The organism is Bacillus sp. 166amftsu (assembly GCF_900107445.1).
Classification (GTDB): Bacteria; Bacillota; Bacilli; order Bacillales; family Bacillaceae_G; genus Bacillus_A; species Bacillus_A arachidis.
Genome location: NZ_FNQA01000002.1, coordinates 808763 through 824349 on the forward strand (window position 1 = coordinate 808763; position 15587 = coordinate 824349).

The window sequence follows — 15587 nt, forward strand, 5'->3', positions numbered from 1 at the left end:
CCTTATGCTTTAATTTTCAGTCTGCAAAATTTCCATAATTCCCAAATAATTGGAAGGAGAAAGAAATATTGAAGCGGCAACCGGGTTACCATTGTAATAATGAATAATACAACATAAATCCAAGTACGTCTTAAAAACATGAAAGTATAATACAAAATATAACTCATTATATGTTTCTTTGTTAACTTCTGCTTCTCTTCTTTTCTTCCATTTCTAACAAATAATTCATTGATATATGAAGCAAATTCCACGCGGTTCAAATCGATTTCTCGCGCCTCTTTCGCCTTATCTTCGGCTTTTTCTAACTCCCCTATCTTAGCTAAACATTTCGTCATCATCAACATAGCATCCATATGCTCCGGTTGAATCGAAAGCAGATGTTCACAATCCTTAATGGCAGTGTCAAATTGGCTACGGTTATAATTTATACGAGCGCGATACAATAAAGCATCTGGATCATCCGCATCAATTAACAATACGTCGCTAAATGATTGCAGTGCACGTTCCTGATTTTCTGTACGTAAATAATAAATACCTTGCATACGTAACAACTCTGGATCCTTTTGATACATTGAATATGCACGAGTTAACACTTCATCTACGGCTTCTAGTTCATCCGCTATAAGTTGCCTTTGTACTTCTTCTCGTAAATAAAAATACGTTTCGAAATCGAAATGATTGTCCTTCTCGAAAACGTCATAACGCATCCCCTTTAATCCGCTAATTCTCTCTAATAAAAACTGCACATTTTCTTCACCATATTCACTTTCCAAATCCTCTTTTTGCTCACTAAAACGGAAAACATTGTCGAGCAACACCCAAATTGAATGTGGAAAATAATAATGATATAAGAGGAATTCTATTAATTGATCTTGAAGTGCTGCTGCGTATTGAACATCCCATATCACATCAGAACGCAATAATTCTTCCCAGTTTTCCGATTCCATTCGTGCAAAGAAATCATCATAAAGTGCCTCAATCCTTTCCATAAATGAATAAACTGGGTGCTCTGCAATAACGGTAGTAGCGATTTCGGCGTTGCTGTCAATCCATGGAGAGATTATAGGCTCTCTATCATGCTCATCCATTTCTTCTAGTTGAACGAGCGGCTTGTCTTTCATTTGCTTCGCACTTTTAATCGCTTGATCGTATGCCTCTCTCAACCGTTGATACCCTTCTGGATCATCTTCTGGATGATGTATTTTTAAACGTTTTGCATAAGCTTTTTTTATAGCTGAAATATCATCGGTAGATTCAATCTCTAACGTACTCCAAATACTCATTAACGATTGATCCACCTTTCTATACTCTCGATATGTTCTTTTAAAATACTAGCAGCTTCTTTAATCTTTTTATCATTTTGTGTCATAAGTACACTTTCAAATTGTTGTAGCAATATAGCAATTTTTTTCCGTTCATCACCAAGAAATTCTTCATAAAGTCGTTCACCTTTTGCTAGAAGCAATCGATTTTCTTCTCGATCTCGTGGATGAATTTTAATGTCTCTCAATTCTAAAAGTCTAGACTCAATTTCTTCATCTGTAAGATTTCCAGCATTTTGTTGAATAACGACTCTTTTCTTCTCTCCAGTTGTTGTACTTATTACCTCAACTTCAAGAATACCGTTAATATCGTATGTATATCGGACATCAATAGACTCTTTCCCTGCAGGAGCTGGGGGTACTTTAATTTTGAGTTCCCCAAGTTTTAAATTGTTTACTACCATACGGTTTTCTCCCTGATACACATCTACAAGTATATATTGTTGCTTATCCATAATAGTATAAAGTCTTTCCACTCTACTTACAGGAATCGGTGTATTCCGCTCAATTATTGGGAGGAAATACCCAGACTCTTTCTTTCCATCACCTAATTCTTGAACAACACTTGTTCCTAAGGAATATGGACAAACATCGGTTAAGATAACTTCTTCTAACGCCTTATTTCGTTCTTTTAGAGCAACTTGAATTGCAGCACCTAAGGCAACCGTTTCATCGGGATTTATATTCGCATACGGCATACGTCCAAACATTTTAGAAATAACAGATTTGATAAGCGGCATTCTCGTCGCCCCACCAATTAAAATAACAGCATCTAAATCCTTCGGGTCCAGTGAGGCATCACGCAGTGCACGTTCTATAGGATAACGAAGTCGTAAAAGAAGTGGTGTTACGATTTTTTCAAATTCGCCTCTGTTAATACGAGTTTCGTATGTCTTATTATTTATCATAACCTTCATATTTGCAGCATGTTCATCACATAAAGTAAGCTTACAACGTTCTGCCTGTGTATAAATTAATGATAACGTTTTAGAATCAAGAGAATCGGAATCAAGTTGATGTGACTCAAGAAAAAAATTCATTAAACTTCTTGTGAAATCTTCGCCTCCAAGATAATTATCACCAGCGATTGATTTCACATCCATTATTCCTTCAAACAATTCCAAAATGGAGACATCGAAAGTACCCCCACCCAAATCAAATACAAGAAATTTTGTTTCTGACTCTTCTTGATATAATCCATATGCAATTGCAGCTGCTGTTGGTTCACTAATGAGGCGCTCAACCTTTAATCCGGCAATTTCTGCAGCTCGCTTTGTAGCTTTACGCTGTGCATCATTAAAATATGCAGGTACACTAATCACAGCACCCGTAACAACTTCATTTAAATAATCCTCTGCATCTTGTTTCAAGGATTTAATAACAAAAGATGAGAGTTCTTCAGAAGAAAAAGTATATGTACCTAGTTCATATTTTTTCTCTGTTCCTATGAAACGTTTAAAAGTTGATGCTGTCAGTTGTGGATGAGTAATTAATCGTTCTTTTGCAATACGCCCTACTAAAATTTCACCACTCTCATCAACACTGACTACCGATGGTGTAAGAAATTCGCCAAGAACATTCGGAATAAGGGTCGCACCATCCTCCGACCAAGAGGCTACTAAACTATTCGTTGTTCCTAAATCAATTCCAATTGTTGCCATACTAATCCCCTCTCTTTTTTAACTATATTTTACTATATCATTAGAATTAGGAAAAGTATGTAAAAACAAGGAATTCCAAAGGGATAAAACATTATATTAGCTTAGTTAAACACAATCTTGTTACGTGTAACTACTCCTCCATATACGAATGTTGAACGCATATTCGTGTTATCGAAAGTCAGCCTAATAAACTACAGTTTCGTCTTTCTAAACGTAAAGAACCAAGTAAGTCCTCTCTATTCAATGAACTAAACACTCTACTTCCTTCCGATCTTCTTGTTTTATATATTTATATACATTTAAACCATATGCTTGTACGACGAAGGAAAGTGACAATACAAATAGTTCTTTTAACACATCCTCTTCGTACTCATCGACCCAATCCTTTGTTTCTGCGCAAAAATTAAAAATCAACGTATAGAAACTTCCGCATTCAATTTCTGTTTTGCCTACACCTATTTCTCTTAATAGCTCTTTACATAATAACGAATGTCTATCAATAAAACGCGGGGAGTAATAAGCATAAATCATTTCACGGCACTTCTCCCTAATTATTTCCTCAAATTTAATATAGTATATTCTACTTTCAAAATTGAGCGCTCCTCTTGTTTTCCCACTATACTCCCGTAAAAAATCTTCAATTGTATCATATGTATAGCTTTCGTGCGTTTGATTCATATGTACTAGAATACCACTAGAGTTCACCATATATTTTGGGACTGATATGTAATAATATGCAATCCAGAAACAAAGCTTTGCTATTATCTCCTCTTTCTGCTCCTGCAAAAACTCATCGAACAATTTTTTAAAAAATTGTTGAATCATGAGTATCCCTCCCTCATACATTTTAAATTTATTCCAATGTATTTTCTAATATGTAAATTTGATTTTTTAGCTTTATAAATTCAATTTTTCATCCCAAACAAAAAGATTGAATTTCCGTTATCAAACACGTAATATAGACTCTGATTCAAAAAATAACGATTGAAATATATGAATAAAAGGAGGGTTTATATACAATTTTCCTATTTTATAAGACTGAGAGGTTTTGTTATGTGGCGTAATAAAAACGTCTGGATTGTTCTAAGCGGTGAGTTTGTTGCAGGACTCGGTTTATGGCTCGGTATTCTTGGTAATCTAGAGTTCATGCAAAAACATATACCATCCGATTTTATGAAATCAATGATTATGTTTATTGGACTATTAGCAGGTGTTCTTGTTGGACCAATGGCTGGCCGAATGATTGATCAATATGAAAAGAAAAAAATCCTTCTATATGCAGGGTTTGGTCGCGTTATAAGCGTTGTTTTTATGTTTTTTGCTATTCAATATGAAAGTATTGCTTTTATGATTGCCTTTATGATTGCTATTCAAATTTCAGCTGCGTTTTATTTTCCTGCATTACAATCAGTTATTCCACTTATCGTTCGTGAACATGAGCTATTACAGATGAATGGTGTTCATATGAATATCGGGACAATTGCTCGTATCGTTGGTACATCCTTAGGTGGCGTTTTGCTTGTTATGATGAGTTTGCAATATATATACGCTTTTTCAATGATTGCATATGCACTGTTATTTTTATCAACATTTCTATTACAATTTGAAGATCAAAAAAACAATACCCCAAATAAAAAAACAGAAAAAGACAACAGTTTTATGGAAGTATTCCGTATTTTAAAAGGAATTCCAATCGCATTTTGTGCACTTATTTTAAGCGTCATTCCCCTTTTATTCATTGGCGGTTTTAACTTGATGGTAATTAATATTAGTGAGATGCAACATGATACAACAATAAAAGGATTTATTTATACGATTGAAGGGATCGCATTTATGTTAGGAGCCTTCGTTATTAAACGTCTGTCCGAGTATTTCCCACCAGAAAAATTGCTATACTTCTTTGCGTTCTGTACTGCTTTTGCACATCTTTCACTGTTCTTTAGTGATGTAAATTGGATGGCACTTGTATCATTCGGGCTATTCGGATTTAGTGTCGGTTGCTTCTTTCCTATCATGTCGACAGTTTTTCAAACGAAAGTTGAAAAAAGCTATCACGGACGTCTTTTCTCATTCCGTAATATGTTTGAAAGGGTCATGTTCCAAATTGTCTTACTTGGAACGGGATTTTTCTTAGATACAATTGGATTGCAGTATATGGTGCTTATTTTCGGTGTCATTTCATTATTCATTATCCTTATGTCGTTATCAAAACAAAAGCAACCAACTAAAAATACTTCCAAAGTATCAAACATGTAAAATCCATCTCAACATTGAGATGGATTTTTTCTTATTGTAAGAGTTGTCCAAAGTCTCCGGTTGTTATACTCCCACTATTTGCTTCATCTGTATCGATATGCATATCTAATGCGTAAGTATCTTTTACACGAATTAGTACTTGATTAAAAACCAATCCTCTGCTTCCTTCTACTTTAACACTTACATATTGTCCATCTTTCACTTGAAAGGTATCAGCATCTTGAGGTGTCATATGTATATGACGCTCAGCGATGATTACGCCTTTTTCAATTTCTAAAGAGCCCTTTGGACCAATAAGAGTAATTCCTGGCGTTCCATCAATATTACCTGACGCTCGAATCGGAGCATCTACTCCTAACTTACGTGCATCTGTTTTTGAAATTTCAACCTGTGTAAACTTTCGGATAGGACCAAGAATACGGACTTTTGAGATTTCTGCCTTTTCAGTCTTAATCGTTACTGTTTCTTTTGCTGCAAATTCTCCTGGTTGTGAGAGATCTTTTGCAACCACTAGCTCATATCCTTCCCCAAAAAGTTTTTCTAAATCTTCGTTTGTCAGATGGATATGCCGATTTGATACGCCGATTGGAATTTGTTTCACCTGAAACACCTCTTCATTATATAGTAGCATTCATACTCTTTAGTCTTTCCTTCTTTTTCTTTTTACACAACTACATTTTGAATTCTGGCTCAAAAGTGTTAAAATATAATTATGTGTTTTCAGAATAATAAAAGAATATAAAAAGTAGATCATTGAAAACACAGTTTTTTAGGAGGGGTTTTGATGACTTATACGTTAGCAACTAGAATGAAAGCATTCCAATCTTCTATATTTAGTGAACTAGCAGCTTATAAAAAAGAAAAAATTGCAGCAGGTCACAAAATGATTGATTTAAGTATCGGCAATCCAGATATGCCTCCTGCTGATATTGTAAGAGAAGCTATGGTACATACAGCAAGTGGAAAAGAAAATTACGGTTATACTTTATCAGGTATTCAAGAATTTCACGAATCAGTAACTGAATATTACGATAACAATCACCATGTTAAATTAGATCCAAACAATGAAGTTTTATTATTGATGGGTTCCCAAGATGGGCTCGTTCACTTGCCGATGGTTTTTGCAAATCCAGGTGATCTTATTTTAGTACCTGATCCTGGATATACAGCATATGAAACGGGTATTCAAATGGCAGGTGCAAAACCTTACTTCATGCCTTTAAAAAAAGAAAATGACTTTTTACCTAAATTACAAGACATTCCTGAGGAAATTGCTAAACAAGCAAAAATGATGATATTGAACTTCCCTGGAAATCCAGTTCCAGCAATGGCACATGAAGATTTCTTCAAAGAAGTTATTACCTTCGCCAAACAACACAAAATTATTGTGGTACATGATTTTGCCTATGCAGAATTTTATTACGATGGAAAGAAACCAATCAGTTTCTTATCTGTTCCTGGTGCCAAAGAAGTTGGTGTTGAAATTAATTCCTTATCCAAAAGCTATAGCCTAGCTGGTAGTCGCATTGGTTATATGATTGGAAATAAAGAAATTGTAGGTGCACTAACACAATTTAAATCAAATACAGACTACGGTGTGTTCTTGCCAATTCAAAAGGCAGCATCAGTTGCCTTACGTCACGGTGCCGACTTCTGCGCCCAAAATCGTATCATCTATCAAGAACGCAGAGATACTTTAGTCGATGGTTTTGCTTCTTTCGGATGGCATGTTGATAAACCTATTGGTAGTATGTTCGTATGGGCGGAAATACCAATAGGCTGGACTTCATTAGAATTTGCTTATGCATTGATGGATCGTGCGCATGTTGTTGTAACTCCTGGTCATGCTTTCGGACCACATGGTGAAGGTTTTGTGCGTATCGCACTTGTCCAAGATAAAGAAGTGTTACAACAAGTTGTTGAAAATATAAAAAAGAGTGGTATTTTTTCTCTTGAAAAAGCAGATGTATTAGTCAAAAATTAATTACAAATCCCCTGCTTGCTTTTAGCAGGGGTTATTATTTTCCCATTTAAAGATTAAAGATCGGAGACCTTTATGAATATCAAGAATATTAACGATATACTTCCTCATCGCTACCCATTTTTAATGATTGATAGAATCACAGACATTGAAGATGGAAAATCCGTTAAAGGATATAAGTTCATAACAAATAATGAATGGTTTATAACCGAGTCGCAAAATAACATGCCTCATTTGCTAATTGTAGAAGCACTTGCACAGCTTGGTGCGTTCGTAGGAACAAACAATTCTACTGGATTAGGATTTCTCTCTTCATTAGACGGTGTAACATTTAATGGAACCGCTACACCTGGTGACAAACTAGATTTGCAATATGAAGTTCTGCGAAACAAACGAGGATTTATTCTTGGAAAAGGAATTGCTTCTGTAAACGGTAAACCAATTGTTACAGTTGAAAAATTATTAGTTTACATTTCTTCATAAAGAGTCAATGATAGATGTTCATTATTATTACACAATGATAAGGGGTGCAAAAATGAAGAGCGCCGTCGGTATTGATGCTGGAGGAACACTAACAAAAATCGCTTATTTTGATGATGGCAATGAATTGCATTTCGAAAAATTTTACTCACATGAACAAAACAAAATTAAAGATTGGTTCAATAAAAATAAATATATAAATAGATTGTCTCTGACTGGTGGTAAAGCTGAACAGTTACAAACAATATTTTCAGAAAAATACAATATAGAGTATGTTGCAGAATTCGATGCCACACTTGCTGGTGTTCATTATCTCATTGACCAAGAAAAGCATTCCATAAACAACTTTATTTTAACGAATATCGGCACCGGTACGTCCATTCATTATGTCCATAACAACAAGTATATTCGCACTGGTGGAACAGGGATTGGCGGAGGAACTATCATGGGGCTATCAAAATTATTAACAGATATAGATTGTTTTGAAGAAGTCATTCAACATACAAAACTAGGATCTAGGCGGAATCTCGATATTACAGTTGGAGATATTTATAACGGCATTCTTTCCCCTATTGATAGTAATTTAACAGCCAGCAATTTTGGAAAAGCTGTTAGCAGTGAAGTGGATTATAACAAATCTGATTTACTTGCAACCCTTCAAGGTCTTGTCGGTGAAGTAGTTACTGCATTAAGCCTTCAATTTGCAGAAGCGAATGATGTAGCTCATATCATTTATATTGGATCTACCCTTTCAAACAATAAAAAACTACAAGAGATTATAGGTGATTATACCGTGTATCAAAATAAAAAACCTATCTTCTTGCAAGATCACGGTTTTTGCGGGGCTATTGGGGCCTTATTGCGTACAACAAAATAAATTTATTATTAAGGAAGAGCTAGAGATCGACTTCACGGCTTAATTTAGCCTTTAATGTAACTTACATAATAAAAAGGGCCCCTGAATAAATATCATGTCATCCATTAATATTGTGGATGACATGATATTTCCCATATAATTGAAATACATTATGTAAAGGAGTGAAATTATGGATACTTCTGCGTTTTACTCTATTGTGATCATAGTTGCTGCGTTGGTCTTATGGCGTAGAACTAGAGCAATGTATCGTCCTATTAAAGGAAACGGGATCCGCATTCTCTTACCCATACTATTTTTGTTATTACCCTGCATTCCCATCATCTTAAATCCAAAAGCACATGCCTCAGGTTGGGAATTGATTTGTGCAGTTATCTTTGGGTTCCTTTTGTCAATTCCACTTATTTGGACCACTAACTATGAAATTCGATCCGATCAGCATATTTATGCTGTAAGAAACAAGAGCTTTATTATTACCTTTCTCATCGTACTTATTATCCGGTTTTTACTTCGTGATTATTTAAAATGGCTAGATCCAGAAACAAAAGCATCACTATTTATGACTGTAGCACTGGGTTATATCTTACCTTGGAGAATTATCTCTTTCATCAAATTTCGTCAATTATACAAAAGTCGAATCCAAACGAACGACAATATTGACTTACGGTAACACTGAATACGTGCCCCTTCAGTACTTCTGAAAGGGCTTTTAAAGTTTTTTAAACCTAATTGGACTTACCATTAAGAGCGCGAGGATTAAAGTAATCCATGCATTGCTATATAAAAACAACCCCATTCCAGCTAATGGCAATCCAGCGGCTGGGATAGGTAATCCCTTAAAATATCCAATGGTTGGTTTAACGCTAAATTTAGCTAATCTTAAGGCACCCATCGTTGGAAAAAGGATAAATGCCAAAGAAGTTAAAATAGATGGTGCTGCTATCGAATGAAATAGAAGTGCAGGAGCAACTCCGAAACTAACAATGTCAGCTAAGGAATCCAATTCTACGCCGAATTCACTGTTCACTTTCAATTTTCTTGCAATCCTTCCATCAAGAAGGTCTAAAACAGCAGAAAAGAAAATAAAAATAGAGGCTGCTTCCAAAAGGCCACTCATATTCAAGGTAATTGAAAAAACACCACACAATAAATTTCCGATCGTAAATAAATTGGGTATAGCTTTTACTATGTGATTGAACAAGGTTGTCCCCCCTAAATTGATCAAACTTCCCATATATGTAGCATTTTCTATATATTCTTCTGTTATTCTTTAAAATAGATGACTACTGTACGCTAAGTAAATTTCGACAAGAGAAAAGTATCCAAGAAGGTTACAAACTTGAGGTTTATAAATTAAATACTGCATAATAAGCAGTATTTCTAAAGTGCGCTTAATCCCGACAACAGAGAGAATAAAAGGATTTTCGTTTGTAGGTGAGATTAGCGTAACTGCTTCGCATGCCAATTTCACTCATACATCTTCTTCGTTAATAAAAGGCTTTGAGTGAGATTCTTGTAGTGGTTCTTCTTGTGTGAGAACGTTTTGTTTAATGTGGATATTTTCATAAATACCCCGATATAAAAGCCTTTATTTTCGTAATATTATATACTATCTAAAGTAAAACGAGTGTTGTAGTAAAACTATTTTTGATGTGATAGTACATAAGGTCATATAGAGTTCTTCTAAATTGAACTACCCCCACCTACCGTTACGCGCTTGAGGTAGAGGTCTTCTCGCTAAATATGACAAAAAGTACACCACTCTCTAATAAGTGATGTACTAACAATTATATAATGTTACAGAGTAGCCTGTTTTCTATTGAACCTTTTCATTTTCTAACATATACGTATCTGTGGATACCGACTGCAAGAACGCATTCATTTCCCCTACAGAATAAATATATAACTCATGCATTGCACGTGTACAAGCAGTATAAAATAATTTTCGTTCACTTTCTCGGTTATATTTTTTCTTTGATGCATCATAGATGATAACCGCATCAAACTCTACCCCTTTCGATAAATACGATGGGATAATCAAAATACCTGTATCAAACGAACTCGTTTCTTTCTTAATGAGACGAACTTGTAATGATGTTTGAAGTGCAAGATAAGCTTCTTTACTTTCCTCAGCTGTTTTACAAATAACCGCAATTGTCTTATGACCTCTTTGCTTCAACTGCTCGATTTGATCCACAATCTTTTTATGATGCGCTTTTCCTTCTTTCACTTCCGTTATACTTGGTTGTTTACCGTCACGTTGAAACGGTTCAATTTCATGCCCATCTGTAATTAACTGCCTTGTAAATTCAATGATTTGTTTTGTAGAGCGATAACTACGCGTAAGTACGATTCTTTCACTCAGCTCTTCTCCATACAACGTACTTAACTGTGAAAATTCATTCTCTGATGCATGTTCATAAATGGTCTGATTAAAATCACCTAGTATTGTCATTTTTGTATGAGGGAATATTCGTTTTAAGAATGCATATTGAAATGCAGAATAATCCTGCGCTTCATCAATAAATATGTGCTGCACAGATGTATTTCTTTGCAACTCTTCCAGTTGATCTTTTAAATATAAATAAGGTGTTGCATCTTCATATGACATATAAAAATCTTGTATTTTTTCTATTGTTTCTTTACATATTTCATTCCATCTTTGCGGTAATTTACTTTCCTCTACAAGTTGCTTAGCAAACTGCGGATCTTTAAATATTTGTATATAAATTGCTGGTGTATGAATAAATTGTAATTTTTTCACACGTCTTCGGAGTGGTTTAAAATGTTCTTTCACAACGATAGCCGCCAACATATTTTGTTCTCGTTCAAATTCATCAAACGCATCCTGGGAATATTCTTGCCTTTGCTGTAATTTCTGATGAACTTTTGCATATGTTTCCTTATCTAATAACTGTACTTCTTCTTCCACCCAAAGTTTTTTTCTCTCTATTTTTTCTTGTTCTTTCAGCTCTTTTAGTAGCCATTCAGAAATTAATTTTATTCGATTTGGAATCCGTATTGAAGAATCAAATTCATAAAATCGTTCTTTTATTTGTTCTTTGGAGATTAATACTTCTCCTCTAAATTTAATATCTTTAAATAACATACCTTCTCGTTTTAAGTAAGATATATACCGATCTACTACTTCAATAAAATCAGAACTTGCTTTATATCTAATTCCTTCTAATCGTGTTTCATAACTCTTTTCTTCCATTCTTGTCAGTACATATTCCATTTGTGTAAATGGATCTTCCAATTCAAACTTCTTATCAACATGACGCTCTAAGTATTCTTGGAATGTCGTTTGTTTCATATTGTCCTCACCAAGTTCCGGTAGCACTGTGGAAACATAACTATTAAACATCGAGTTGGGAGAAAAAAGAACGATTTGATCAGCGTGTAGAGAATCCCGATATCGATATAATAAATACGCGACACGCTGAAGTGCTGCCGATGTTTTACCGCTTCCCGCAGCTCCTTGCACAACAAGCAAACGACTTCTTTCATTCCGGATAATTTGGTTTTGTTCCTTTTGAATTGTTGAAACAATGCTTTTCATTTGTGTATTAGCGTTATTCCCTAATACTTCTTGCAGTAATTTATCACCAATCGTAACACCTGTATCAAACATACTTACAATTTGGCCATTCCGAATAACATATTGTCTTTTTAATGTCATTTCACCCGAAATCGTATCATTAGGTGCTTCGTATTTTGCTCTTCCTACAGAATAGTCATAATACAAACTTGATATAGGGGCTCGCCAATCATATACAAGAAATTGTTCTGTATTTTCATCGTAGAATGAGTGAATACCAAGATAAATAGCATCTTCACTTTTTTCACCATCTTCTAAGAAATCTATCCTTCCAAAGTATGGGGACTGTTGTAATCTTTGTAGTCCTTTTAGTTTTTGATAAGCATGGCGATGACTTTGCTCTCGTTCGGATAATAACTCTGCTTGTTGTTTAATACTCGCTGCCGTTTCAATAGCCTCTTCTGTATTATCAACATTCACTGTTACATCGTCCCAAAAATGTTTTCGAATCTGGACAACATCTTTCATTGCTGCACCCGTATATCGCTCTAATGTATCAATATGATTTTTTATCTTTCCAACTACTTCTTTCAGACGATGTTGTTCCTGTTTCCATTCTTGATTTGTTTTTTCCATATCGCCACTCCTTATCAACTAATCGTTCTAATACTCATTGTTTGATGCTATAACAAATTCAATAAAAAGTTTGACAAACAAGTAATCGATTTGTTATAATTAAATTGGATAATTATTGAGTTTTATATAAAAATAAACAATGAGCGTTTTTCCATTCTAACACATATATATGAAAAATCAATAAAAAGGAGATACAAATTTGTATCTCCTTTTTATTTTGGAAGTTCCACTTCAAATTCTATTATTGATTCTCCATCTTCCCCAATACGTTCAACACTTACTTTTTCAATTACACATTTTAAGTTGATACTTAAATCCGGTAGCTCCTCTGCTATTTCTTTTGCTATTTCTTTTGCTATTTCTTTTGCTATTTCTTTTGCTATTTTTTCATTTTCTTTTCTCCCGACCGTCACATGCGGTATATAAGAAATATCGCTTCGGAAAAATGCCGCTAAAGGCCCTTTATATAACTTTTCATGTAATGTACTTACTTTTTCACTTCCCTTTTCAGTAAGTAAAAACAAGTACTCTCCTTCATTACTAATTCGATCTGTAAACTCGATTGCTATCGGATCAACCCCTTCTAGACTTTCAATAATGTGCTTTTTAAGTTCATCGTTAGTAATCATGCTTTCAAAAGGGAATACAAGTGTAATATGAGGATTAATCAGTCCGAATAAAGGATCATGTTTTTTTCTAACCACTTCAATTTCATCTATTTGCGCCTCATTTAGAAAAAGTAAAATAGTACGCATTTTCTATTCCTCCTTCACCACAACCAAAAACAGCAATTTTATGAAACTGCACGAAATACTTTTCTAAACTTTATATAACAAGCAATTCTCCAAGGGATGATATAAGAAGCAGCAACAACATAAAACAATAAGCCTATTGTTCGCTGATCCAAATCGATTATATATTTCCTAGAAACATACCTTAAAACTACAATCCCTATAAAAGTAATGAGAAATGCTACACTTTTTTTCGTATATATATTCCCATCTTCTCTTCTCTCATAGTTTGTAAGTATAATAAGCGGAAGCGCAAAAAGAATCCCAAATAATATCGCAAAACTAATGTATAATACAGCTGGATGAATAGGACCAAAAAACATTAAAATTCCTGGTGATAAAAAAAGTAGTAGTAATAAAATTCGCTTTCCATTTCCCTTTATCGGTTTATGCATTGATCGATAACGTCTCCATAAAATTAACATTACAATACATAAAAATAAGGTTGTTAGTGAAGAAGTATACTCCATAGGTTTTCTCTTCTCTCCCAAAAATATTTATCTAACAATCATTTACTCAAAGGAAACTTTACGAATAAGAATACTACTAACTATGATATAGACTACAGTTAATCCCATTGAAATCATAATAAAATATGGTACGTCTATTAAGGTTTCACTATTTATAAACATGAAACTTCTTATCCCTACTTCTCCATAGAGCACACTCGTTACCCCTAAGAAAATCGTCCCCCCTACAGCAAGACCAATCCACTGAAATCGTTGTTTAAAAATAACTACTACTTGAAAAAAACTCGCTATTGTAACGTAGAATAAAAACTGTGCAAAAAATCCCCCTAGTGAATGCCCCCCTATACGAGTGCTTTCTGAACTATATACTATATTCTGTAAAAAAATCAATTGAAGAGATGAAAATACTGCGGCTTGTAATGTTATATAACAAACTGCCCCAACAAAAAATTGTAGTCTTGTTACCCCAAACGAAACAACTAAACGAAATACTTCATCCTGTATAATAAAAGTGCTTACTACTATAAAAAATGTAATTGCAATCGAAGGATTATTTAAAATATCCTGTAAAAATCCTACTTTTATTCCGTTTAAATCCGCTGTACTCGTTGTTCCTTTTATAAGTAACGCCACAATCCAAAATATAAGAATCGCTTTGTAATGAAATTTCATATGTAACTTCAATTGTTTCATTAGCATCATCATTTCACCTCATCATCTGTTATATAAATAAATAGTTTTTGTAGTGTTACGCTATCAATTTCTAATCCTTCTTTTTCAATAAATTGATAATCTTTAGTAGAAAACCCCTCCCATATAACAGCAATCTCCTTATTTCCATATACCTCTCGATGTACAACGTTTTTATTTATTAGAAATTCATCCACTTTATCTTTTCGGCCTGATATGCAATAGGCTTCCTGTAATAAATCTTCAACGGCTGATTGAACAACTACTTCTCCTCCTTTCAAAATCAGCACATCTTCCACAATATGCGCTACTTCTTCTACTAAGTGCGTTGATAAAATAATTGTTCGAGGGTGATTACCATAGTCTTCTAACAACATATTGTAAAATAATTCTCGGTGCGCCGCATCTAAACCGGTAGTCGGCTCATCAAAAATTGTAATAGGTGCCCTACTTACTAATCCCTTAATAATTCCAACAACATTCTGCATACCATGCGATAATTTATGATATTTCTCTTGTACATTAAGCCCAAATTTCCTCGTAAGTTCTTCAGCATAGGCCTGGTCCCAATTTTTATAAAACATGTTACATAGATTAAAAATCTCTTTCACCTTATAGTTTAAATAAACTTCTTCTTTCACTTTTACAAAACAAATATTTTGCAGCGCTTTCCTATTTTCAAAAACATTTTCATCAAATACGGATACACTTCCACTACTTGAAACGATCTGTCCAGAAAGAAGATGTAATAATGTCGTTTTCCCTGCCCCGTTTCTACCGAGCAAACCGTATATTTTATGTTTTTCCATCGAAATCGTTACTGCATTTACAGCCGCTTTTCCCCTATATTTTTTCGATAAGTCTTTTGTTTCGAATGCAATCATG

Annotated in this window: 16 protein-coding genes; 5 read left to right on the top strand and 11 right to left on the bottom strand. The window is 34.2% G+C overall.

What is annotated here, in order from left to right:
* Positions 1-2: 2 nt before the first annotated feature.
* From BLV40_RS11005 to BLV40_RS11015, 3 genes are all read right to left on the bottom strand, one after another.
* Positions 3-1283: a J domain-containing protein gene (locus BLV40_RS11005; protein ID WP_090689791.1), complete on the bottom strand. Its 1281-nt coding sequence runs from the start codon at positions 1281-1283 to the stop codon at positions 3-5.
* Positions 1283-2983, bottom strand: coding sequence for a molecular chaperone HscC (locus BLV40_RS11010; RefSeq protein ID WP_026591065.1), 1701 nt, complete (start codon positions 2981-2983; stop codon positions 1283-1285). Before BLV40_RS11010 ends, BLV40_RS11005 begins: the two co-directional genes overlap by 1 nt.
* A gap of 240 nt (positions 2984-3223) precedes the next feature.
* Positions 3224-3808 (bottom strand): hypothetical protein, encoded by a 585-nt coding sequence (locus BLV40_RS11015; protein WP_090689794.1) that lies wholly within the window; start codon positions 3806-3808, stop codon positions 3224-3226.
* Positions 3809-4036: 228 nt separating this feature from the next.
* On the opposite strand from BLV40_RS11015, the gene BLV40_RS11020 reads away from it, so the two are divergent.
* Positions 4037-5239 (top strand): MFS transporter, encoded by a 1203-nt coding sequence (locus BLV40_RS11020; protein ID WP_090689797.1) that lies wholly within the window; start codon positions 4037-4039, stop codon positions 5237-5239.
* Positions 5240-5270: 31 nt separating this feature from the next.
* Here BLV40_RS11020 and BLV40_RS11025 read toward each other — a convergent pair whose 3' ends face one another.
* Positions 5271-5840 (bottom strand): phosphate propanoyltransferase, encoded by a 570-nt coding sequence (locus BLV40_RS11025; protein WP_090689800.1) that lies wholly within the window; start codon positions 5838-5840, stop codon positions 5271-5273.
* A gap of 183 nt (positions 5841-6023) precedes the next feature.
* On the opposite strand from BLV40_RS11025, the gene BLV40_RS11030 reads away from it, so the two are divergent.
* The 4 genes from BLV40_RS11030 (at position 6024) to BLV40_RS11045 (ending at position 9244) form a co-directional block, all read left to right on the top strand.
* Entirely contained in the window at positions 6024-7223 is a 1200-nt protein-coding gene (locus tag BLV40_RS11030; protein ID WP_139265515.1) for an LL-diaminopimelate aminotransferase, read from the top strand.
* A 72-nt stretch (positions 7224-7295) separates the two neighbouring features.
* Positions 7296-7703: a 3-hydroxyacyl-ACP dehydratase FabZ family protein gene (locus BLV40_RS11035; RefSeq protein WP_090689804.1), complete on the top strand. Its 408-nt coding sequence runs from the start codon at positions 7296-7298 to the stop codon at positions 7701-7703.
* 52 nt (positions 7704-7755) lie between these two features.
* Positions 7756-8577, top strand: a complete 822-nt coding sequence (gene coaW, locus BLV40_RS11040) for a type II pantothenate kinase (RefSeq protein ID WP_090689807.1) — start codon at positions 7756-7758, stop codon at positions 8575-8577.
* 169 nt (positions 8578-8746) lie between these two features.
* Entirely contained in the window at positions 8747-9244 is a 498-nt protein-coding gene (locus BLV40_RS11045; protein WP_026591072.1) for a cytochrome c biogenesis protein CcdC, read from the top strand.
* A 39-nt stretch (positions 9245-9283) separates the two neighbouring features.
* On the opposite strand, the gene pssA is transcribed toward BLV40_RS11045, so the two are convergent.
* The 7 genes from pssA to BLV40_RS11080 form a co-directional block, all read right to left on the bottom strand.
* Entirely contained in the window at positions 9284-9775 is a 492-nt protein-coding gene (pssA, locus tag BLV40_RS11050) for a CDP-diacylglycerol--serine O-phosphatidyltransferase (RefSeq protein ID WP_090689808.1), read from the bottom strand.
* 69 nt (positions 9776-9844) lie between these two features.
* Complete coding sequence (locus tag BLV40_RS29280; RefSeq protein ID WP_244525383.1) at positions 9845-10045, bottom strand: hypothetical protein; 201 nt, start codon at positions 10043-10045, stop codon at positions 9845-9847.
* 345 nt (positions 10046-10390) lie between these two features.
* Positions 10391-12751: an RNA polymerase recycling motor HelD gene (gene helD, locus BLV40_RS11060; RefSeq protein WP_090689811.1), complete on the bottom strand. Its 2361-nt coding sequence runs from the start codon at positions 12749-12751 to the stop codon at positions 10391-10393.
* A gap of 212 nt (positions 12752-12963) precedes the next feature.
* On the bottom strand, positions 12964-13506 hold the full coding sequence (locus tag BLV40_RS11065) for a 2'-5' RNA ligase family protein (protein ID WP_090689813.1): 543 nt from the start codon (positions 13504-13506) through the stop codon (positions 12964-12966).
* Between the two features lie 38 nt (positions 13507-13544).
* On the bottom strand, positions 13545-14012 hold the full coding sequence (locus BLV40_RS11070) for a CcdC family protein (RefSeq protein ID WP_090689815.1): 468 nt from the start codon (positions 14010-14012) through the stop codon (positions 13545-13547).
* Positions 14013-14054: 42 nt separating this feature from the next.
* Positions 14055-14717, bottom strand: coding sequence for a DUF4052 family protein (locus BLV40_RS11075; RefSeq protein ID WP_090689817.1), 663 nt, complete (start codon positions 14715-14717; stop codon positions 14055-14057).
* Positions 14714-15586 carry an ABC transporter ATP-binding protein gene (locus BLV40_RS11080; RefSeq protein WP_026591078.1) on the bottom strand — a complete coding sequence of 291 codons (873 nt, stop codon included), beginning with the start codon at positions 15584-15586 and terminating at the stop codon, positions 14714-14716. Before BLV40_RS11080 ends, BLV40_RS11075 begins: the two co-directional genes overlap by 4 nt.
* Position 15587: the final 1 nt, after the last annotated feature.

Bases quoted from the DNA above. Each gene is read 5' to 3' on its own strand.
- BLV40_RS11005 (WP_090689791.1), bottom strand. From the start codon at position 1,283: ATGAGTATTTGGAGTACGTTAGAGATTGAATCTACCGATGATATTTCA.
- BLV40_RS11010 (WP_026591065.1), bottom strand. From the start codon at position 2,983: ATGGCAACAATTGGAATTGATTTAGGAACAACGAATAGTTTAGTAGCC.
- BLV40_RS11015 (WP_090689794.1), bottom strand. From the start codon at position 3,808: ATGATTCAACAATTTTTTAAAAAATTGTTCGATGAGTTTTTGCAGGAG.
- BLV40_RS11020 (WP_090689797.1), top strand. From the start codon at position 4,037: ATGTGGCGTAATAAAAACGTCTGGATTGTTCTAAGCGGTGAGTTTGTT.
- BLV40_RS11030 (WP_139265515.1), top strand. From the start codon at position 6,024: ATGACTTATACGTTAGCAACTAGAATGAAAGCATTCCAATCTTCTATA.
- BLV40_RS11035 (WP_090689804.1), top strand. From the start codon at position 7,296: ATGAATATCAAGAATATTAACGATATACTTCCTCATCGCTACCCATTT.
- coaW (WP_090689807.1), top strand. From the start codon at position 7,756: ATGAAGAGCGCCGTCGGTATTGATGCTGGAGGAACACTAACAAAAATC.
- BLV40_RS11045 (WP_026591072.1), top strand. From the start codon at position 8,747: ATGGATACTTCTGCGTTTTACTCTATTGTGATCATAGTTGCTGCGTTG.
- helD (WP_090689811.1), bottom strand. From the start codon at position 12,751: ATGGAAAAAACAAATCAAGAATGGAAACAGGAACAACATCGTCTGAAA.
- BLV40_RS11065 (WP_090689813.1), bottom strand. From the start codon at position 13,506: ATGCGTACTATTTTACTTTTTCTAAATGAGGCGCAAATAGATGAAATT.
- BLV40_RS11070 (WP_090689815.1), bottom strand. From the start codon at position 14,012: ATGGAGTATACTTCTTCACTAACAACCTTATTTTTATGTATTGTAATG.
- BLV40_RS11075 (WP_090689817.1), bottom strand. From the start codon at position 14,717: ATGATGATGCTAATGAAACAATTGAAGTTACATATGAAATTTCATTAC.
- BLV40_RS11080 (WP_026591078.1), bottom strand. From the start codon at position 15,586: ATGATTGCATTCGAAACAAAAGACTTATCGAAAAAATATAGGGGAAAA.